We start from the raw sequence: 21,508 nt of genomic DNA, 5'->3' as shown, positions 1-21,508 counted from the left end.
CAATATTTTTGATGTGGTTTCTAAAAATTATCAATTTTACCTCTACCCCTCAACACCCTAATCTGGAATGGCAGGACACAACGAGCCCTGCAAAACATTACTGATTAACCATTACGGATTAACCAAGTCATTAACACTAGGAATTACACATGACGGATTGTTTAAGGGGGGGATATGGCAACCAGCACTTCTGAAAATCAGCAACTGTTCTCGCCAACAGAAATGATGGCGGAAGCCGAGAAATTTGCATTAAGCAAAGCAAATAAAACCAGCAGCATGACATTGAGTTTGGCAATCATGGCTGGCGCATTCATCGGGCTTGCTTTTTTATTCTACATCACGGTGACCACAGGTAGCGCTGATGCAGGATGGGGATTAAGTCGCTTAGCCGGTGGTCTTGCATTCAGCATGGGGTTAATCCTGATTGTGATTTGCGGTGGCGAGCTGTTTACCAGTTCAGTTTTATCAAGCATTTCATGGGCTAACAAGCAAATCACCTTCACTAAGATGTTGTCTATCTGGGGCAAGGTCTACGTCGGTAACTTTATCGGTGCCATGTTCCTATTGGCTTTGGTAAGCGCAGCAGGCTTATATCAACTGGATGGCGGGCAATGGGGCTTAAACGCTCTGAACATTGCTCAACACAAGCTACACCACAGCCCTGTTCAAGCTTTCGCTTTGGGTGTGCTTTGTAACTTACTAGTGTGTTTAGCAATTTGGTTAACGTTCAGCTCAGCTAACGCCATGACTAAAGCAATGATGACCGTATTACCCGTTGCAATGTTCGTTAGCTCAGGCTTTGAACACTGTGTGGCGAATATGTTCATGGTTCCATTAGGCATCACAATTCAAGCATTCGCACCAGAGAGTTTTTGGATGCAAATTGGCGCAACATCAGCCCAGTATGCAGACCTGAACATCATGAAATTTGTCACTGCAAACTTAATACCAGTGACATTCGGCAACATTGTAGGTGGTGCGGTATTGGTCGGCTTAGCCAATTGGAGTATCTACCGTCGCCCGCAGCTTAAAGCGGCAAAAATTACAGCAATAACTCAAACAACAGAAATTACGTCAGTTAAGGAAACCACTATGAACACTACAACTACTATCAAGCAAATCATGAACACTCAACCAATTACACTGAGCGTAGAAATGCCTACTTCAGTGGCGATTGATTCACTTTTAGATGCTCAACTTGTTAGCGCTCCTGTTTGCGATGTTGAAGGCCGCCTAGTAGGTATCCTATCTGTTCACGACGTAATGGTTGACCTTTGGTGCCAAGACTACATTCCGACTAAAGGTCAGAAAGTGGTAGACCTAATGAGCCGTGACGTAGTGGCTATTGATGCAAACGACAAACTGGTCGATGTTGCTGAGTTCCTATGTATCGATAAAGAACAACTGTACCCGACAACAAGCATGGGCTATGCCACTCGCCTGACCTCTCTTTCTTTAGAAGAGCGTGCAAAAGCGATGAAAGTAAGCCAACCACATATGCTTCCAGTGCTAGAAAATGGCGTAATGGTCGGTGTGATGACTCGTACTGAAGTTATGCAAGCACTACGTCCAATCTATGGCGACCGCCTAAACGTGGTTCCAAAGGCTGAACTAGAAACGGCTTAACTAGCGACTGTTTACAAAGCAAGCGTTTCATTAGAAACAAAGTAACGAATCGTAGGCTGAACTATTAGGGATTAGTCGTTCAGCTAGATAACTCAGTCATTGCAACGTTGACTGGCAGAGGTAAATGGTGGCTTAAGACGCAGTAAAAGGTTTGACACAAAACAGACCTAAACGCGTGGCCATTTACCTCAATAAAAAAGGCGCAAAGTGAAAACTTTGCGCCTTTCTCTATATTCTAGCTGCTTTGCTACTTTCCATATGACTAAATAACCGGCTAACAGCCGACCTATCTCGTATCGACTAGGATTTTGATCTTTCTAAATATGTTGATAGCGATTATTGATAGCTAGATTACTTCTTTACACCTTCAACATGCAGATCCATGTCGACATAGCTTGAAGCGCCCATTACTGGGATATTGAAGTCAGCAAGCTCTAGACGAGTTGTACCAACAAAACCAGCACGCTCACCGCCCCATGGGTCTTGACCAGCACCGATGAATTCAGCTTCGATTACGATAGGCTTGGTTACACCGTGAAGTTTAAGGTCACCCATAACTTCAAGTTTGCCGTCGCCTTTATCAACCACTTTTGTGCTGTTGAATGTCGCATCAGAAAACTTACCAGCATTGATGAAATCACCGCTACGGATGTGCTTATCACGCTCTGCGTGGTTTGAGTCAAGGCTAGTTGTATCAACCGTTACGCTGATTTTAGACGCTTCAACGTTGCTCTCATCAAATGAGAAGTCACCTGAGAATGTGTTAAAACGACCTTGGATAAAGCTGTAACCTAGGTGGCTAACTTTGAAGTTAACTGAAGCATGCGCACCTTTTGTATCAATCACGTAATCAGCGGCGTTCGCAGCGAAAGGCATTGCCATAGCAAATGCTAATCCTGTAGCGATAATTGACTTTTTCATTTTGAAGCTCCTATCATTTTTCGTAGCGTATCGTCTTTGTCGATAACGTGGTGTTTTATCGCCGCTAAGGCGTGCACTGATGCCATAATGATCAGTACCCATGCAGCATAGTAGTGAACCGTTCCTGCGAGATCAGATTGGTTTGCAAATAGTTCACCCATACTTGGTACAGTGAACCAATTGAATACCTCGATCCCACGGCCATCTGATGTCGAAATCAAATAACCTGAAATAAATAAAACCGCTAAGTTAATGTACATAAATCCATGAGCGATCTTCGCCGCTACAACTTCATAGCTTTTACCTTCCACATTAGGTGACGCGGTAACCAGCTTCCAAAGCAAGCGGATAATGGTAACGGCAGCCAAAAGAATGCCTACCGAACGGTGGTAGTCTGGTGCTGTTTTGTACCACTCACTGTAGTAAGAAAGATCAACCATCCATAGGCCTACATCAAATAGGCCAAATATTGCGAGTGCTGAGATCCAATGCATTGCTCTTGCTAAAGGATTGTAATTTTTGACGTTGTTGTTCATGCATCTCTTCCGAATGTTACGTGTCGTGTAGTTTTGAAAAGCGTACCCTACACCAAGTTTGCGTAACATATTATTTACCAAGTTTTACATTAGTTACATCATTTCAAATTAAACGAGTTATTCAAAAATTTTGAACAAGTTGCTTTATGGACAAATTTCTTTGTCGAACAATCGCTTGCTGAGTTATATCTCAACGATTTGTTCAATTTCATAGAGCTCATCTGATATGTCTAACATCTTACGTTCCATCACTTTTTGAGCGTCTTCTATCCCCTTGTTGTAATACACGGCTCCAAACTTTTTACTGATGAAGTCGACTAAGAATTCAGTGTCGAACTGACCAAGCTCTACATCGAGCTCATCTTGTAGATACTTTTGAAGTGTATGAGTGAGTTCGGATTTTTGCTTTGAATCTAATTGAATGGTCATGGGTGTTTCCAAATAAAGAGTATGTAGAACAATTGTGATTAGCCGACTAAGCTATAATTTCGTTAGCTCACTGCAACTCTGCCAATCAGTTCAAGTTTTCTAACTAGCTATAATTCCTCATAATTTAGTTTACAGACCAGTAGAGTGCCAGTGCTATCCATAAAATCGCTCAGTAATGGTTAATTTTGATAGAGGGATCAAGAACTCGCACTTTGACAATAGGTAATGGCGCCGAAATTACCGTACTATTGCCCATCAATAAGATAGCAACCGTGTATAAGAGGCTTCATTGTTATTAGATCTGGTGATTAAAAGCGTCAATCAGTTTCAAGACGATTGCTTGAAACTTTGTGAGCGTCATTACCCTGCCGTACACAATCAAGGGATCAGTGAACATCACATAGGCAAAGCGTTTGCGAGACGAATGGAGCACACTTTCGTTAGCTTCAATCATGCAAGCAACGTAAGCCCACTAGAAATGCTCTCTTCTGGTGAAACGCCACGACACTTCCGAATCTCTTCTGAAATTGGTACCGTTTGGATGATTAGCCACCATATGGTGAGCGCAGGAAAGACTTGTCGTAAAAAGTTGATGCTGGACATTCATAACTGGCAGCAAGAGTACGGATTTGCCATTCAACCCAATGACCTATTGATTATTGTCTCCGACCATTGGATAAGTCGAAGCAAAAACAGTGGTGAACTCTTGCATTGGTGGATGGGGGAACTCCCAGACCAGATTAGCGACTACAGCCTACAAGGTATCACGCTAAGAGAGAGTGATACTCAATTCGCAGATGATTTAAATAGTAACTTCAAAATCAGTCCGTGTTTTATCCGATTCGCTCACCCGCTAAAACGCTCTGGAAATCAACAACTAGTTCGTAAATACCTGCAACTTTATGCGGTAATACAATGGCAGTAAAATACAAGCCAATTTTCAATTTGATATATAATGTAAATAATTATACCTACACTATTATTTTATAAAATAACGCCTATATTCCACTCATTTATTATCCGGATTCTCCAGTTTACTAATTAATAACTTAACAACCTCAATATTAATTTTGAGAGACAGACATCATTTTTATGTAACCACAAAGATCTATTTATTTTATTATTTTGATACTCCCCCAGAATGCAAGCCTTTAACCATATTTATTTCAGGTGTATACGTGTTAAGGCTTTATATTGATAGGGTTGATATGATATAGGTTACTCAGACATCAAATTCACTGAACCTATTAAACAAGCTAAGCAATATATACCCTTGATACATAATGACCTTTATCATCCTGATTTTTCGCTGACTTTAATTATTTAGATGTTACCGTGACAAATTAATTTTTATTAATTGACAATTTATCAACACCTGTCAATATTATGACAACTGTGACGTATATTCTCGTCACTGAATAAACACCTTTTATTAGCGATTATGATTTTATCAGACAGAAGTGAATTTATTAGTTGTATATCTGTGGATGCCGATATGCAGTTTATTGCGAAATACCAAGACTTAACACTTACAAGTGTCTACCAACCTATATTTGATTCTTCTTTGACTCAGATAGGTGTAGAGGCTTTGGTTCGTATTTCCAATTGTAAAGGTGATGTCGTTCGCCCAGATCACTTCTTCCATTCAGACGAAACCTCATACACAGACAAAATCAACGTAGAGAGGCTGAGCCGAGCAATTCACATCCGTAACTTCGCACAATCGACGGTCCGTCACTTAAACCTTTTTTTGAACGTTCTTCCAAACGTTGGTGAGTTGTTTGCATCAGAAAAAGTAAAAGACACTCTGTTAGCTAAACGTCTTCACGAGCTTAACTTATCGTGCGAACAAATCGTCATGGAGTTGGTCGAACTTAATGTAGAAAGTGAAGAGCGTTTAAAAAACGCGGCCCACTCACTTGCAGATAATGGTTTTCAAATCGCGGTTGATGACTTTGGAGCACAGGCGTCAACAGAGCAACGTGTTCGTCATATCACTCCTCATATCATCAAAATCGATCGCTCTGTGATGTTGGATTTTGAAAACGGTGATACTCAAAAAATGGAGTTAGTAGTTAAGCTTGCCAATCAAATCAGTGCAAAGACGGTCATCGAAGGGATAGAAACCCAACAGCAACTGACTGCGATGCAAAGTTTAGGCTTCGATATGTATCAAGGCTATCACTTAGCCATGCCAAAGCCGATTGAGTTGGATATCCGCCTAGCAATCTAGAATCTAGCCCCTATTCTCTATTATACCGGAAGCCGCTTTACCATTGGCTAACCACTTTTGTAATACCTATCTTTTAAAACGATCCTTGTTAAGGCACGCATTGCTATCGCAACGTCCTCTTAGTTCGGACCTATCTTCGTCTTGTTTTATTAAATCATATCCGTAAAAAAGCCCAATCAAAATTGACTGGGCTGGCTTAAAAGAATCTGTTTTATATCAATCCCTAATAACCCGCAGTGGACGGTTTGATTCTATATAGAATGGCGAACATCACTGGTACTACTATTAGCGTTAGTACTGTAGCAAAGCCTAAGCCTGCCATGATGGTAATCGCCATCGAGCCGAAAAATGCATCGAATACCAAGGGAATCATGCCCAAGATAGTCGTTAGTGCTGCCATAGATACCGGTCGTACACGACTGATCGCGCTGTCGACAACCGCTAAATATGGGTCTTTGCCTGTTTGTAGCTCACTGTTGATCTGGTCAAGCAGTACGATACCGTTCTTCAAAATCATGCCACTTAAGCTCAGTAAGCCTAGGAAAGCCGTGAAACTGAATGGCATATTGGTACCTAACAGACCAATCGAAACACCAATGATAGAGAGTGGCACCGTAAACCAAATTACAAGTGGCTTACGAACCGAGTTGAACAGAAGCATAGTGATGATAAACATCAACAAATAACCCATTGGCAGTGAACCAAATAGAGATTCTTGTGCATCTTTTGAACTCTCGTACTCACCGCCCCAACTGATGCTGTAACCTTCTGGTAGAGCCAATGCTTCTACTTGTGGTTTTACGCGAGCAAACAAGCTAGCTGGTGTTTCATCACCCAATACATCGTGATCAGCCAGAACCGTTAACGTACGCTTTCTGTCACGACGTTGAATCAGTGGCTCAGACCATTGAAGCTCAACCCCATCGATCACTTGTTCTACAGGAATGTAGGTTTGCAGTGATGGGCTCCAGATCTTCACATTGTTCAGTGATTCAAAGTCAAAACGCTCTTCTTCAGGCAGGCGTGCCACGATAGGTAACATGTGCGTACCATCGCGCAGTAAACCGATGTTGTAGCCACCAAACGCCATCTGTAGTGTCTCAGACAGATCCGTCTTTGAAATGCCAAGGCGACGTGCCTTTGATTCGTTAAACAGTGGCACGAGCTCTTTGGTGCGTTCACGCCAGTCGTGACGCACATTTCGAGAACCAGGATCCGCCAACAAGATATCTTCTACCTCAACAGCTATGCTGCGAAGGATCTGCGGGTCTGCACCGCTAATGCGAGCTTCGATTTTTGACGCTGGCGACGGGCCAAACTCAATCAATTTAAATTGGAACGTAGGTTGTTCAAATTTATTGGCCAAGTCCTTGTCTAGCCCTTCTAGGACTTTAAACATGGTGTCTCGGTCAGTCGTTCGTACCTGCAGTTGACTGTACGCTTCGTAATTTTTCTCGGGTTGGTATGTCAGCGCAAAACGTTGCATGCCTTGGCCAACTGTTGTAGTTACAAACTCAACGTCATCTTGCTGGCGAATGTAGCTTTCAACTTTTTCTGTCTGCTTAATCGTTTCACGTACATCGGTACCTTCCGGCATCCACATATCGACGTAAAACATGGGCGTATTTGATGGCGGGAAGAACTGCTGCTTCACCATACCAAAACCAACCACAGAAACTGCTAATAGCGCGACCATACTTACTACGGTAAGCCACCTAAATCGAAGTGCTACTTTCAGACACGCGCCGAATACAACGAACAGAATACCTTTGTATGGGTCTTCGTTCTCATCGACCTTGTCTTCTTCTTTCAGCATCATTTCTGCAAGGAACGGAGTCAGCGTTAGCGCTGTAACCCAGCTCAAGAACAATGAAAAACACAAAACCCAGAACAGTGAGCCCATGAATTCACCTGTCGCGTCTTTCGACAAACCGATTGGTGCAAAGGCCGTGATAGCAATAATGGTCGCACCCAATAGTGGCCATTGTGTTTGTGTCACGATGTCTTTCGCTGCTTGAAGCTTGGTTTTGCCTTTCTTCAAGCCAACCAAAATACCTTCAACGACAACAATCGCATTATCCACCAGCATACCGAGAGCGATGATAAGTGCACCCAGTGAGATACGGTGCAGTTCGACATCGTTGTAATCCATCAGGATGAAGGTTCCAAATACCGTCAATAGAAGCACTAGACCGATGATCAAACCACTGCGTAAACCCATTGCAAAAAGCAGTACGATGATAACAATAGCAACGGCTTCTACTAGGCTGATTAAAAAGTCAGCCACTGATTTGTCTACTTCTTGCGCTTGGTTGTAGAAGTAGTTCAGCTCTACACCGGCAGGCTTAATGCTTTCTAAACGATCCAGTTCGGCATCTAACGCGTTACCAATTTCGACGACGTTTACGCCTGAAGAGAACGCAATACCTAGGTTGATCGCTGGTTTGCCATTGTAAGTTAATACGTTACCTGGCTTTTCTTGGATACCGCGAGTCACGTCAGCGACATCTTTCAAGCGAATGAGGTTGCCCGTATCACGACCATGAATGATCAGGTTTTCTAACTCTTCAACCGTGCTCAAAGTGCCGTTAGGCTTGATCGTTAGGCTTTGACCATTCAGCATCACCTCTCCAGCCGAAACCACACTGTTTTGTTGTGATAGCAGTGAAGTAACCATCGACATATCTAGATTCAGCGCGGCTAAACGCTCAAGTGACATCTCAACAAACAATTGCTCTTGTTGGTCACCCGCAATACTCACTTTGCCAACACCGTCAACCAATTCGATTTCACGCGTTAGGTAATCTGCGTACTGTTTTAGCTCGACATAATCGTAACCATCACCGGTCAGCATGATCATCACACCAAATACGTCACCAAAATCATCAATAATCTGAACTGAATTAACACCAATGGGCAGTGTTGGCTGTAGATCGTTGATTTTACGACGCATTTCATCCCAAATTTGGGGCAACTCGTCTGGACCGTAGTCCATCTTCATGCTGACCATAATTTGAGACATACCATTCGACGACGTTGAAGTGATCTTGTCGATATAAGGCAGTTGTCGTATCTCTTTTTCAAGTGGATACGTTAACTCTTCTTCAACTTCCATAGACGTAGCGCCAGGGTAAGTTGAAATAATCATTGCATCTTTAATGGTAAAAGCTGGGTCTTCTAAACGGGATAGCTTGCCAAAAGACGACACACCGCCAATGGCCAAAATGACTAGAAACAGCCAGCTGATTACTTTGTTTTTAATTGAATATTCTGCGATGTTCATTCTGCTTTTCCTGACAATTCGATTCCGTCACGGAGTTTTCTTAGATTCGAGTTTACGAGTCGATCACCTTGCTCAACACCATGAGCGATTAATGCGCCTTGGCCACTGATTTTGTCGACTTCTACTTCGCTTTTGAATGCTTGTCCGTCTTCCATTTTCCACACATAGAACTGATTAGCTTCAGAGCCCGCTTCTAGCGTTGTCATTGGTAACTGGTAACCTTGAACATCACTCAGACCCGCTTTCGCCATATCCACATTGACCGTAACGCTCGTGCCCGGCAGAATTTCACTTTCAGGCTGCTGCATCTGCATCCAAAACTCGTAGGTACGTGATTGTGGGTGCAATTCGCTAGTGTGCTCTAGATACGTCAGAGGATATTCCCCCGAGTGACCTCCAAAAGTTGCTTGTGGGCGGTAACTGCTCGAACGCATGTCTGGGCTGATCGACGCCAAAATAGAATCTGACACTTGAATTCGCACATACACCTTATCGTTCTGGTACACACTCAGGAGTGTTTCTCCAGGAGTCGTGTTTTCGAATCGTTGCTTATCGACGGTTGAAACTGTTCCTGAGAATGGCGCTAAAAGCTCTGTGTAACTTAACTTGCGTTTTGCTGCCGCCAAATTCGCCGATGCTAGTTTGTAGTTAGCCGTCAGTTGGTCGTGTTCTGATTGCGATAACATCTTGCTGCCAAACATCTCCGTACCACGGGCCAACTGTTTGCTCGCCAGTTTGAATTGAGATTTAGCATCAGTTAGATCTTGAAGGTACGTTGCGTTATCTAAGGTGGCTAATAACTGCCCTTTTTCGACTTTGTCACTGGCTTCCACCAATACTTGTTGAATTTCGCCTGCAAGCTTAAATGCCAACGGTGTAAGTTCTGCAGGCATCACCTGTCCATTAAAACTTCTGAACTGATCAGTCAGCGGCGCGCCAACGTCAAAGGTAGAAACCAATAAAGGCGGTTGTTCACGGTGTACAGCTTCATTGTTACAGGCTTGAAGTAACAAAACCGACGCGACAACAACTGATAATTTTAAAAGGTTCATTAAATACCCCCCTCACGAAGCCAAGCTTTTACCTGCTGTCCGTCAGATAACACATCCACACCGGCTTCAACGATAAGATCACCAGAAGAAAGACCTTCTATAACTTTACCTTGCTCATCAAGCAGGACTTGTACTTTAGAAATCGATCGAGAGTCTGGGTTATAGCGCCATAGCTCGCCATGGTCAGCTTGTTTGGTTAGCCAAGCTGAATCAACAATGCCAATACCGTAGTCTGACTTACTCTTCTGAACTTCAACTTGCGCTGTCATTCCAGAAAGTAGATTGATGCCTACCGGCTTGTCGATAGATACAACCGCTTGGTAGCTGTTGGTGTCTTCATCTGGTTGTGTAGAGATCTCTTTAAAACGCGTTGGGATACGAATACCGCGGTGGCTATCATTACAACCCACATGTTTGAGCTCGTTAGGTCTTGAATAGAACGGTCTTCAAGCTTAGATACCGGAATAGAGAACGTCACATCCATTTCACTGTGATTCAAAATATTAAGAACTGGCTGCTTTTCAGCAATTAACTGATATTGCTTACCAAACACCATCGATACCACGCCATCGAATGGAGCAACTAATGTGGTGTAACCAAGGTTTGTTTTTGCTTGTTCCAACTCAACGTCAGCGGCAGTAAAGGTGTTGACGGCTTGATCGTAGTAATCGGTACTGGCTAACTTTTTCGAATACAGCTCAGAAGCTTGCTTGTATTGGCTGTTCGCCAAGTCAAATTTAGCTTGAGCTGCATCAACGGCAATACGGTAATCCGTCGCGTCTAATACGGCTAGCACCTGACCTTTCTTAACTTCTTGTCCCATACGAACATCGAAAGCTTCGATATCGCCACCCACTTGAAATGAAAGCGCAGCACGGTCGGTTGCATCCACTTTTGCGATAAAACTATCAAGCTCGATATCTGCCTGCAGAGGAATCTCAAATAACTTTACAGGCTTGATTACCTGCTCATTTCCCTCTGACTGAACTTTGTTACATCCAGTTAGAGAGCCTGCGAGCAATAGTGCGGCAATAACCGCGCCCGTACGCTTGGTCGGTATCGCTTTGATAGACAAATTGGATTGCATGATGCTTCTCCATTTAATTATTATGATTTATTACACAGGTGGGCAGTATATTTATTATTAAAGAATTCTCAAGCTTTACTTTCCACCTGTGCAGTATTTTTTATTTCAAGGAAAACAGTGTAGAATGTGGTAATCAGGTAAATGTAGAAATGAAGATGACTGAAAAGAAACAAGGCAGAAGAAGCGCGAAAGACGCTGAAGAGACGAGATTTTTGATCATGGGTGTAGCTGCGGATATGTTCTGTGAGCATGGTTATGACAGTGTTTCTCTTCGTAACATCAGTGAGAAAGCAGGCGTATCTCATAGCCTTATTCGCCACCATTTTGGTAGCAAAGAGAAAATCTGGCATGCTATAAGTGATTGTTTACATGATTATTTTCAGTCATACATTGCTAAAATCGTAGAAGAATTACCAAAAGGCGTCGCGCCAAACATTACTATCTATTTATTCAGTATGCGCCTCTTTAGCAACATGATTCACTCACGCAAACCGATGCAACTTATCACCGACTCTGTTCGCCAAAAAGACAACTTGGTCGATTACTTTATCGACAATGTTGGTGATATCGAAAAACAAATCAATATGTTGGCAGATGAATATAATGATGCGAATCCAGATAATTTGATCAACATTTACGAAATTAAATGGCAAATGATCATGTATGCGCACGGAGCGGTATGTCTTACTCCTTTCATGGAAAGCACATGGAATGAAGGCGCCATGCAATCGACCCCTGAAGAAGCATTGTTAAATCATTGGCAATTGTTCAACAAGCAAATGATCAGTACGTTCAATATCAGTGATGAATGGGTATTGAATACAAGTTCGATTGAAGAGCTTATTTATGAAGTCCCTTGTGTGTGGAAATGTGAACATTAGCAAAACAAACACTAAAATCGCGGCTTCAAGTTTCATGCTTAGTGCTTAGTGCTTAGTGCTTAGTGCTTAAAATGAAAACGAAAACGAAAATGCCCCGCTACTGATAACAGTAGCGGGGCATTTTTATGTCTGAGTGAGTCTGCTTATGTTTTAAACGATTCAACCAGTAGCAGGTTTAGCGACGTGCTTTACCGCGGTTTTGGTGAATCTTAAGCTTCGCTTTCATCTTACGTTTTTCTGATGAACGACTTTTACTGCGACCACCTCGATCGGGGGCTAGATCTTTTTCTAGGCTTGGTTCAAAGCCCTCTAACCACTCTTGAGGCAAGCGCGTATCCAGCAATCGTTCAATATCACCCAGTAGGTAAGCTTCATCCTGGCTCATCAAAGAGATCGCTAAACCACTGTTGCCAGCACGGCCAGTACGACCAATACGGTGAACGTAGTCTTCCGCTTTAAATGGCATATCGTAATTCACAACTTGTTCTAGCTGCTGGATATCAATACCTCGAGCTGCCACGTCGGTTGCAATTAACGCACGTACTTTGCCTGACTTGAAATCGTCTAATGCTTTTTGGCGCGCACCTTGGCTCTTATCACCATTGATTGATGCCGCTTTAATGCCATCTAGCTTAAGCTCTTTAACTAGAGCATCGGTACCCTGCTTAGTCTTAGTAAACACCAACACTTGTTGCCAGTTCTTTGAGCCAATCAAATAAGCCAATAATTCACTCTTGCGCGATTTATCAACGGGATAAACCATCTGGGTAACGGTGTCAGCGGTACTGTTTTTTGGCGTCACTTGAATTTCGCTTGGCGACTGCATCATTCGATGTGCCAGAGCTTTAATTTTGTTATCAAACGTTGCAGAGAAGAACAGAGTCTGTCGCACCTCATTCATACGAGAAAGAATGCGTTTGATATCAGGCATGAAACCCATGTCTAGCATGCGGTCTGCTTCATCCAGTACCAACACTTCAGTGTGGCTCAACATGATGTTCTTAGTGAACATATGGTCGATAAGACGGCCCGGAGTCGCGACAAGAATATCAGCTCCCCCGCGTAGGTTTTCAGTTTGAACCTTCATACTAACGCCGCCGTAAGCCACCACGACTTTGATGTCGGTGCCCTTTGCGTAGCTGGTTACGTTATCGAAAACCTGTTGCGCTAGTTCACGTGTTGGTACCAACACAAGCGCACGAACTAGCTTCGGGTTTGGAATAACGTTGTCTTTTGTCTCGATTAATCTTTGGATAATTGGTAAACCAAATGCGGCCGTTTTACCTGTACCCGTTTGAGCACCAGCCAATACATCTTTGCCTTCTAATACCAATGGAATCGCTTGCTCTTGAACACTGGTAGGAGCCGTAAAGTTAAGCTCTGATAGCGTAGCAAGAAGATGCTCAGATAATCCTAGTTGGTTAAAAGATTTTGTAGATTCAGACATAGTATGATGCTCAAAGATTAAATAGGCGCGGATTGTAGCAAACCTGCATTACGCTGTTTACCTTTCCTTTTGATTTTTCTTCATTTGAAGCGAATTAAACTGCTTCGCTTCTTCTAAAACACTAGGATAAAGCTCATAAAAGTGACACTGCAACGTGTTGTAGTGATACTCTAGGTCGTGATAGCAAGATTTAAGCATCCCAAGCTTTGGCCGTCTCAAAGCCATGCGTTGCAATACCACCTCAATGGAAGACATGTCTTGATAACTTAGCAACCAACGTTGTTCTGCCATTTTCTGGTGAACAGTAATGAAGTGCTCAGGCCAATGAGGCTCTTGGTGTTCAAAGATCTGTTGATGGCTGTCTACGCAAAAGCGCTCAAGTGATTGCGTTGAGAACTGAGCCCAATGATTGGCTAAGCAGTGATCCCAAAATACATCGAGTGCGATAGGTGCAAAGCGTCGTGTTTGGTGTGAGAAAAGCGATTTTGCAGAACGAGACACATCATGAAGATCAGTATAGCTATCAACGAATCGATGAAGTCTTATTCCGTCTGAAAGTGAGTTTGAATAGTATTTACTAGGGTCGCCTTTAACGAAGTCACCTAACAGATTACCCGCTAAGTTACTTTTACAATGCTTGGCGATGTGGAGGTGTGCGAGAAAGTTCATTGAACCTCATTAAAGTATCGAGAACTAAGTAACATGGTAAACGTACTCGTTTATCTTCGCGAACTTTAATGAGGATAATTTTGTTATGACGTGTGAGCTAATGAGATTTGCTCAGTTTAAGAATTGTTTAATTTGAGAACGTTGAACTACAGAAACCTTTAGCTCAGTAAAACCTAATTAAAGATTTTAAAAACTTAGTTCGAAGACTTGAAAAGCTCTTCTGCTAATTGTTTAACCGTCTGTTCATAGTCAGATAAATCGATACCAATTTCCATAGCATCTAACAACTCTAGACTTTCGTCATTATAAGATTGGTCACTCATAGTGCCCCCTCTATTCCTTGGTGTGGACATGTTGTCCGATTAACTAGTGCACCATCTTGGACTTATATTATGTCACTTTGATGAACGCACTCTACTCTACCCATTCCATATTTATAGCTTGAAGCTACTCGCGATCATTAGCGCTTGTTTACGCTAAAGGGGCATACGCGAACGACATATGTACTGCCACCTTACACCAATTACAACAAATTACCCTATAAATTTTGAAGCAAATCACACTCAAACGTTTGCTTAAGCATTTTTAATTCCTTACGCACCAATCGCTGTACATATTTATATACAGTGGATATTTTTAATTACATTAAACATTGCATTTGGAATTAAACTCAATCAAGATACTTGAAAATCGAGATATTCTTTGGGTTTATTCTCTTAGACCAGAAGAAATACAACGAAAACCCACCCTAACGTAAAGAATTATATACAATGAATAAATCAAAGGTTTTTGGTAGTACTTTGATCATTGCAGGCACAACCATTGGTGCCGGCATGCTCGCTCTTCCACTCGCATCTGCAGGAATTGGCTTTTCAACCTCACTATTTCTAATGCTTGGCTTATGGGCTCTAATGGCCTTCACCGCATTATTAATGGTAGAGCTTCATCAATTCGCTGAATCGGACGCAACTCTACACACGTTAGCTCACACGATTTTGGGAACGAAAGGAAAGTGGATCGCAAGCTTCGCCGTGATGTTTCTTTTCTACGCTTTGTGTGCCGCATACATTGCAGGTGGCGGAGCGCAGTTTAACCAACGTATCTCGGATATTGCAGGCATTGAACTCAATGGCCAAGTCACTACACTCCTATTTACACTGTTAGTTGCGGGAGTTGTTACGATTGGTACACACAGTGTTGATAAAGTTAACCGCGTTTTATTCGGACTTAAACTGATTGCGATGGTACTGGTACTCAGCTTCCTAGCACCAAACATCAGCTCTCAATACCTAATGAGCATGCCTTTTCAGCAAGGCCTGATTGTTGCTGCGATACCGGTTGTGTTTACCTCTTTTGGTTTCCACGGCAGCATCCCTTCAATTGTTCGATACCTGGATGGTGACGTTCGCTCTTTACGTAAGGTCATGATTATTGGCTCTGCACTGCCTTTGGTCATCTATGTTTTCTGGCAGAGTGTTACGTTGGGTGTGGTTAGCCAAGAGCAATTATTGTCTGATACTAGCTTGGGTGCGCTTCTAGTCTCACTATCGCAAACTGTTCATCAATCCAACCTGAGCGTGATCGTCGGTGTGTTCGCGGACCTTGCACTTCTTACTTCTTTTATTGGCGTAAGCTTGGGCTTATTTGAATTCATGGGTGATTCTCTAAGCAAGAAACTAGGCAATGCCAAACGCGTTAAAACGGCCGCTATCACTTTTTTACCACCATTAGGTTTTGCCTTGTTCTACCCACAAGGTTTTATCATGGCTTTGGGTTACGCTGCCATTGCACTTTCAGTGCTCGCAATTCTGCTGCCGACAGTGATGGTATACAAAGTTCGTTACACAGATTTATTAGTAAAACCTCACGCTACAGAATCAACTTACCAAGTGTTAGGTGGAAGCAAAGCGCTGTTTTTAGCGGGTAGCGTTGGCGTGTTTATCATTGCAATTCAAATCCTTATTTCAGTAGGGTTATTACCATCATTAGGCTAATAAACCCATCGAGAGTAAAAATACTTGATTGATGTCTCATGAACGATATGTTGCTATCATGAATTTTCATAATTAATCGATCGGAATCACATTTTTATTGAGGTCGGTTATTTAGAGTCCACGGTAAAGGATTTGCCGTGGAGTTTTTATGAAAGAAGTACAATTTAGAACGATAGACAAACTGTTTATTAAAATGTCGATTAACGACAAGTTTTGGGTCATTTTCTTGATCTTTTTCGCCGCTGTAGCAAGCCTCGCTGGCTTCAACTATGTCAACAAGGTAGAACAAATTGACGCAAGTGCAAAACAGCAGGTTGAGTTTCAATTGCAAGGCATTTTATCAGCGTCAGATTCCCCAGCTTCGGTTCGTTCTGTTAGCCAACAAACACGCCTTCAAGAAACCACTATTTCAAACACGGGTTCGGTGACTGCTACGGCACTGGCACAAGATGGCAACTACTACTCTCTTACCGTTTCAACTACTGATACACAGAACCAAAAGCAGCAAGCTCTGTACACATTATTACTCAGTCTTTTATGGTGTTTGCCTTTTGGTCTTTTCTGTTACTGGGTTGCAACCTTCCTAGGAGGCGCACTTTGGGTTCTTTACTCAACCACTCAAAAGATTGGTGATGGTGATTTAACATCTCGCCTTGGCTTCCATCCAGGCCGAGATGAGTTTGGTACGATTGGTTGCGCCCTTGACCGTTCAATGGATACGCTAAGTGAACTAGTCAATAACGTAAACCAAAACGCAGCGACACTGAGTGAAACGTCAGCTTCTTTCGAAAAAGAGATGAAGCGCAGTGAAACACAGATTATGAGCCAGAATTCATCTCTAGACTCTGTTGCAACTGCAATGGACCAAATGACGGCATCAGCGAATGAAGTATCTAATATCTCTGCGCGCTCTACAGAGCAAGCAGAGCAAGATGCTCAACAAATCAATGATAGCCATGCTATGGTTCAGCAAGCAATCTCAGAGATAACCACCCTTTCTTCTTTGATTGAGCAAACCTCGTCTTCTGTTACGAGCTTGAATGTAAATACAAGCCAAATCAACGAAGTCATCACCACGATCAACGCAATTTCAGAGCAAACCAACTTACTTGCGCTAAATGCCGCGATTGAAGCAGCTCGTGCGGGTGAACAAGGTCGTGGTTTCGCCGTTGTTGCTGATGAAGTGAGAACGCTTGCTAGCAGAACTCAATCCGCTACAGTTGAGATCCAAACGATGATTGAACGCTTACAGCAAGAGAGTCAAAATATTGCTAAGATCACGGTGCAAACGGTTGATCAAGCGCAAACCAGTAGCCAACTCATTTCACATATCGGTGATGACGTAAACTCGATTGCAGATTCCGCACAAGCGCTAATGGACATGAGTCTGCAAATAGCAACGTCAGCTGATGAACAAAGCAACGTAGCGAATACCATCGCTGCTGAGCTTAACGATATACGAGGCCAATCAGACGTAATCAAAGATGTCGCTCAAAACTCTTCAAAGGGCGTATCTAAGCTGACTGAAGCATCGGTTTCTCTGTCTCAAACTTTGGCAAGATACCGCACTTAGATTTGAGTGATCATTTAGGCTGACCAAGTTAAATTCAGCGAAACTAAAAAGGACTCATCATGAGTCCTTTTTTATCGACGCCCGTTTATAGCAGCGTCCGTTAATAGCAACTTTCACTAATAACAACTTCCGTTAATAACAGCTTCCCTTAATAACAACAGGAAACACATGGTCTTTAACGATGAGATTATCATTACCATGAAGCAAGTCGCAAAGGCGAGATTATCAAGTGTCAAAACTGTCTAATATTCGAGCTTAGGGGTAATCTAATTAAACGGGTCTTTTTTCGCTTACCCTCTTGCTGCAGGTGACACATAATGAATAAAACAGATGCACCATACACCGACGACATCACATGCCCTTTATGCCAACATGACGAATATCTACTTTCAGAAAGTGGAGAGAAGTTCACTTGTGCTGCATGTGGTTTCCACACAACACAATTAAGCAAAGTAGTCAGCCTTCAATTAGGCTTTACCCCACCAAAGCTCCAGAGTGCGGTATACCACCACTTGAGCAGCGCTTGCCATTAATCCAAATCGATATTTCTTCCAAACTGTAAATATCCTGAGCCGCTAGCTCTGCTATGTCGGCTTCGGTATTATCACTCAATGAACCTTCAAACGTTGGTCGCAATCTAAAAGATTGAATACCCGCACGAACCCCTGCTTCAATGCCTTTCACCGTGTCATCAACATAAATACATTCGTTTGGTAAAAAGCCCATATTCATTGCGGTATACATGATCAGGTCGGGCTCCGGTTTCCAGCTATTGGCATCAAAAGCTGAAAATACTTTGCCTTTGAAGTCGTCGAGCATTCCTGTCATTGCCAATGAGGATTCAACTCGATATTTAGGCGCATTGGAAGCGATACAAAACTCAATGTCTTGTTGCTTGAGGAATTCAATAAGCTCAATAGCACCATCCATCGGCTTTAAATGGCGTTGGAACAAGGCTTCTAATTCAGTGCGATAAAGCGGCTCGAGTGTATCGATGGAGATAGATAGCCCTAAACGTGCTTGCGTATCCATTAAGATGTCAGCTAGCTTCCCACCTTGAAAGTGCACATAGCAGTCATTAACGCTTAACTTAGCCCCAAAGCCAGAAAACACATTCACTAAGGCTTGGCAACACAGCTTCTCGCTATCGATGAGTGTTCCATCACAATCGAAAATTACACATTTAGTTTGTTCTAACCGCATAGCTCTCTCACTCGCATTGAATTCAAGTTTTATCCTATAGTGTTCTTTCAATACGCGTGATGATTAAGGTAACACTTTACCTATCGCCCCTTATTTCTCTACGCGAAATATGCAGTGGATCACTTTATGCTTAACCATAAGCAACAGCACTCATTAAATTAATATACTTTGAGCGTCACCAATCACGACTTTATTTGCCAATAAACCGTTAATTCACGGCCAATTCTTCAATAACAATAGGTTTATCCGTTAATTCAATGCGACATTCAGCGGTGATGGTATCTGGATACGAATCACGGATAGCAACAAACTCGGGTAAGTGGCTCAGTAGTAACTGAGTAAGCTCAGGGTCGAACTGACAGCCGCATTCTCTCTCGAACAAATCGATAACCATCTCTAATGGCCACGGCTCTTTGTAACAACGGGCACTGAGTAGTGCATCAAACACATCCGCGACGGCCGTAATACGGGCAAACAAGTGAATTTCGTCACCCACTTTGCCATTAGGATATCCAGCCCCATCCCAACGTTCATGATGCTCGTTGGCAATGATAGCAGCCAGATTGGTAATATCACCGGCTCCACTCTTCAGTAAGTTATAGCCTGCCGTTGTGTGAAGCTTCATCACTTCCCACTCTTGCTCGGTCAATTTACCTGGTTTATCCAAGATTGATTCTGGGACTGAAATCTTACCCACATCATGCATCGGACTGATGATCTCTATCATCTCGACCTCGCGATGGCTCAAGCCACGATACTTAGCAAGCAACGCAGACAACTTGGCGACACGTTTAACGTGATTACCGGTTTCGCCAGAGCGAGTTTCAATCGCCTCTCCGAGAACATGAATCATATCTTTTTGAATATTCAGTGTTTGTTTCTGGAGTTTTAAGATTCGTTTGCTCTTTTTAGCCAGTTCTTTCTTTTGGCGTAGAGTGACAAATTGCATCAAAATAATCAGGCTCAAACCTGCAATGACCATCGACAATCCCAATAGCAACTGAAAGTTTTTACGAATAAAGGATGAAGGCTCATTAATGAATACAGCCTCATCAGGTAGCGCACTCTCACGGATACCGAAATTTGTCATCGCTGGATAATTGAAAACAAAACGTTTGTTCTCACCTGGAGTTAAAGGTTCGTCGAAACCAAGAGGTAGGTACTTATCGAGCGCCTTAACCGTCTCTTCACCCATGCTTTGAGAGTGATTCACATAGCCACCAAGTACATCTCCCGAAATATAGAACTGCCACAAAGCAAACACTGGAGCAGCACTTGCTTTAGACAAAGTATCCGAAACCTCTTGATAAGTATGATACACGCCTCGATTCAATTCGGTATTGTAATGACTGAGCAAAACCGCGTCATCAGCAGAGATACCTTCCAAAAACTGACGGGTACGCACTAACGATAAATCGCGTATTTCAACCAATGTGATATTAGGGAACTCAGTCATCACGCGATTCATCTCTTTGCGAATTAACTCAGAAGTGACACTGTAATCATTGATGAAATACAGTATTTTTAGGTTAGGTCTTAACTTCGAAATTAGATCAATATTGACGTCTATCTGATCGTTCTCATAAAGCACGGTTGCTCTATCAGACACCGAATACATGTCGGTACTGAAATCGTTAATACCGGCAGCAACGACAGGTGTGGAGCGATCGATCAAACTAGGCAGAGATTCAAGGAAGTTAGCCGCGTTGTCGTCAGTCGCGATTACACCATCAAACTTATAATCTGCATATTTGGTACGTAAGTAGTTTGCGATAGAATCGTAGTACTCAGGGCTATGGACGCGCTTTGAATCCAAATACTCGATTGAGAGTTTAACTTCGGCTTGAGATTGGCTGAACGCACTGTCTATCCCTTTTTGGAAGTCAGCGGTCCACTGATAAGAAGGTTCGTATGAGTGTAAAACTAGGATGCGTTTGATATCCCAGTCATTAGCAAAACTGAGTGAAGAATAAGCGCTAACACACAATACAGCGATTGAGAACAATAGCTTGTACATACAATACCCTTTAAATAAGACGGGGTATTTTACTTAGATTAACGCTTTCTCAAAGAACCTTTAGTTCTCGACCCACACTTTATCGCGAGAAGCATGATCTTGTGCCCAAAAATCAAGGATCTGCTTAGCAAAAGCGTTGATACTTTGACCACTTCCAACCACAACGTCTGAGATTAGCAGAGAATCCTCCGCTCCTGTAACGATAGCGCTCGCTGCTACATCACCATTTTGAGTCCCTATGTATAAGACATGTTCGTCAGATAACATAATCTGACTCAAAAACTCTAACATGTACGCCCTTTCGGTTTCATCTTGGTAAGCGCTGGCTTGGTTAAGTGAAAAAAGTACGGTCAGTTTATGGAAGTCGACTTTATGCAGTTCATCAATTTGGGAAGGTGTTTGATCTTGGGTGAGGAGTTGGTATGTCTTGGACGGGAGTTTGCTTTGATAAAGTTCTCGGCCTAGCAGGCTCTCTTTTGCGGGGTAGGCAATATCGAGTTGACTAAACAGCCATTGGTTTTTCTTCTGTACAATTTCAGGTATTTCGTTATTCATTC

Annotated in this window: 17 protein-coding genes and 1 pseudogene; 6 read left to right on the top strand and 12 right to left on the bottom strand. The window is 42.7% G+C overall.

Annotation, left to right across the window (positions count from 1 at the left end):
- The first annotated feature begins 174 nt into the window (after nt 1-174).
- Complete coding sequence (gene focA, locus AB6D80_RS11070; protein WP_009845303.1) at nt 175-1,626, top strand: formate transporter FocA; 1,452 nt, start codon at nt 175-177, stop codon at nt 1,624-1,626.
- Nucleotides 1,627-1,977: 351 nt separating this feature from the next.
- Here focA and AB6D80_RS11065 read toward each other — a convergent pair whose 3' ends face one another.
- The 3 genes from AB6D80_RS11065 to AB6D80_RS11055 form a co-directional block, all read right to left on the bottom strand.
- Complete coding sequence (locus tag AB6D80_RS11065) at nt 1,978-2,547, bottom strand: YceI family protein (protein ID WP_102250470.1); 570 nt, start codon at nt 2,545-2,547, stop codon at nt 1,978-1,980.
- Entirely contained in the window at nt 2,544-3,083 is a 540-nt protein-coding gene (locus AB6D80_RS11060) for a cytochrome b (protein ID WP_017097945.1), read from the bottom strand. The genes AB6D80_RS11065 and AB6D80_RS11060 overlap by 4 nt, the downstream gene beginning before the upstream one ends.
- Nucleotides 3,084-3,266: 183 nt before the next feature.
- On the bottom strand, nt 3,267-3,512 hold the full coding sequence (locus AB6D80_RS11055) for a DUF2164 domain-containing protein (RefSeq protein WP_017059821.1): 246 nt from the start codon (nt 3,510-3,512) through the stop codon (nt 3,267-3,269).
- A gap of 289 nt (nt 3,513-3,801) precedes the next feature.
- Between AB6D80_RS11055 and AB6D80_RS11050 the strand changes: the two genes are divergently transcribed.
- Both AB6D80_RS11050 and AB6D80_RS11045 read left to right on the top strand, forming a co-directional pair.
- Nucleotides 3,802-4,437 (top strand): hypothetical protein, encoded by a 636-nt coding sequence (locus tag AB6D80_RS11050; RefSeq protein ID WP_372188512.1) that lies wholly within the window; start codon nt 3,802-3,804, stop codon nt 4,435-4,437.
- Nucleotides 4,438-5,007: 570 nt separating this feature from the next.
- Complete coding sequence (locus AB6D80_RS11045) at nt 5,008-5,745, top strand: EAL domain-containing protein (RefSeq protein WP_050546544.1); 738 nt, start codon at nt 5,008-5,010, stop codon at nt 5,743-5,745.
- A gap of 223 nt (nt 5,746-5,968) precedes the next feature.
- On the opposite strand, the gene AB6D80_RS11040 is transcribed toward AB6D80_RS11045, so the two are convergent.
- From AB6D80_RS11040 to AB6D80_RS11030, 3 genes and pseudogenes are all read right to left on the bottom strand, one after another.
- Nucleotides 5,969-9,028, bottom strand: coding sequence for an efflux RND transporter permease subunit (locus AB6D80_RS11040; protein WP_372093652.1), 3,060 nt, complete (start codon nt 9,026-9,028; stop codon nt 5,969-5,971).
- The gene (locus AB6D80_RS11035; protein ID WP_372188509.1) at nt 9,025-10,080 is read right to left on the bottom strand and encodes an efflux RND transporter periplasmic adaptor subunit; all 1,056 of its coding nucleotides are present in this window, start codon (nt 10,078-10,080) and stop codon (nt 9,025-9,027) included. The genes AB6D80_RS11040 and AB6D80_RS11035 overlap by 4 nt, the downstream gene beginning before the upstream one ends.
- Nucleotides 10,080-11,167 (bottom strand): annotated as a pseudogene (locus AB6D80_RS11030) (efflux RND transporter periplasmic adaptor subunit). The gene AB6D80_RS11035 and the pseudogene AB6D80_RS11030 overlap by 1 nt, the downstream one beginning before the upstream one ends.
- Before the next feature lie 149 nt (nt 11,168-11,316).
- Between AB6D80_RS11030 and AB6D80_RS11025 the strand changes: the two are divergent.
- Nucleotides 11,317-12,048, top strand: coding sequence for a TetR/AcrR family transcriptional regulator (locus tag AB6D80_RS11025; protein ID WP_017097950.1), 732 nt, complete (start codon nt 11,317-11,319; stop codon nt 12,046-12,048).
- Between the two features lie 175 nt (nt 12,049-12,223).
- On the opposite strand, the gene AB6D80_RS11020 is transcribed toward AB6D80_RS11025, so the two are convergent.
- The 3 genes from AB6D80_RS11020 to AB6D80_RS11010 all read right to left on the bottom strand — a co-directional run bounded on the left by AB6D80_RS11020 (nt 12,224) and on the right by AB6D80_RS11010 (nt 14,487).
- Nucleotides 12,224-13,495: a DEAD/DEAH box helicase gene (locus tag AB6D80_RS11020; RefSeq protein WP_012600681.1), complete on the bottom strand. Its 1,272-nt coding sequence runs from the start codon at nt 13,493-13,495 to the stop codon at nt 12,224-12,226.
- A gap of 57 nt (nt 13,496-13,552) precedes the next feature.
- Nucleotides 13,553-14,164, bottom strand: a complete 612-nt coding sequence (locus AB6D80_RS11015) for an ACP phosphodiesterase (protein ID WP_017097951.1) — start codon at nt 14,162-14,164, stop codon at nt 13,553-13,555.
- Between the two features lie 194 nt (nt 14,165-14,358).
- Nucleotides 14,359-14,487, bottom strand: coding sequence for a hypothetical protein (locus AB6D80_RS11010; RefSeq protein WP_017059831.1), 129 nt, complete (start codon nt 14,485-14,487; stop codon nt 14,359-14,361).
- Between the two features lie 447 nt (nt 14,488-14,934).
- Here AB6D80_RS11010 and AB6D80_RS11005 point away from each other — a divergent pair, with 447 nt between their 5' ends.
- Entirely contained in the window at nt 14,935-16,158 is a 1,224-nt protein-coding gene (locus AB6D80_RS11005) for an aromatic amino acid transport family protein (RefSeq protein ID WP_017097952.1), read from the top strand.
- A gap of 148 nt (nt 16,159-16,306) precedes the next feature.
- On the top strand, nt 16,307-17,731 hold the full coding sequence (locus AB6D80_RS11000) for a methyl-accepting chemotaxis protein (protein ID WP_017097953.1): 1,425 nt from the start codon (nt 16,307-16,309) through the stop codon (nt 17,729-17,731).
- Between the two features lie 474 nt (nt 17,732-18,205).
- Here the strand turns inward: AB6D80_RS11000 and AB6D80_RS10995 are convergent, their stop codons facing one another.
- The 3 genes from AB6D80_RS10995 to AB6D80_RS10985 form a co-directional block, all read right to left on the bottom strand.
- Nucleotides 18,206-18,934 carry an HAD-IA family hydrolase gene (locus AB6D80_RS10995; protein WP_029222776.1) on the bottom strand — a complete coding sequence of 243 codons (729 nt, stop codon included), beginning with the start codon at nt 18,932-18,934 and terminating at the stop codon, nt 18,206-18,208.
- 208 nt (nt 18,935-19,142) lie between these two features.
- On the bottom strand, nt 19,143-20,951 hold the full coding sequence (locus AB6D80_RS10990; RefSeq protein ID WP_017097955.1) for an HD domain-containing phosphohydrolase: 1,809 nt from the start codon (nt 20,949-20,951) through the stop codon (nt 19,143-19,145).
- Nucleotides 20,952-21,011: 60 nt separating this feature from the next.
- Nucleotides 21,012-21,506, bottom strand: a complete 495-nt coding sequence (locus AB6D80_RS10985) for a hypothetical protein (protein WP_372188507.1) — start codon at nt 21,504-21,506, stop codon at nt 21,012-21,014.
- Nucleotides 21,507-21,508: the final 2 nt, after the last annotated feature.

The organism is Vibrio sp. 10N.247.310.17 (assembly GCF_041466605.1).
GTDB classification, from domain to species: Bacteria; Pseudomonadota; Gammaproteobacteria; order Enterobacterales; family Vibrionaceae; genus Vibrio; species Vibrio tasmaniensis_A.
Note: the sequence above shows the minus strand (reverse complement) of the source record. Positions and strands in the feature narration are given on the sequence as shown.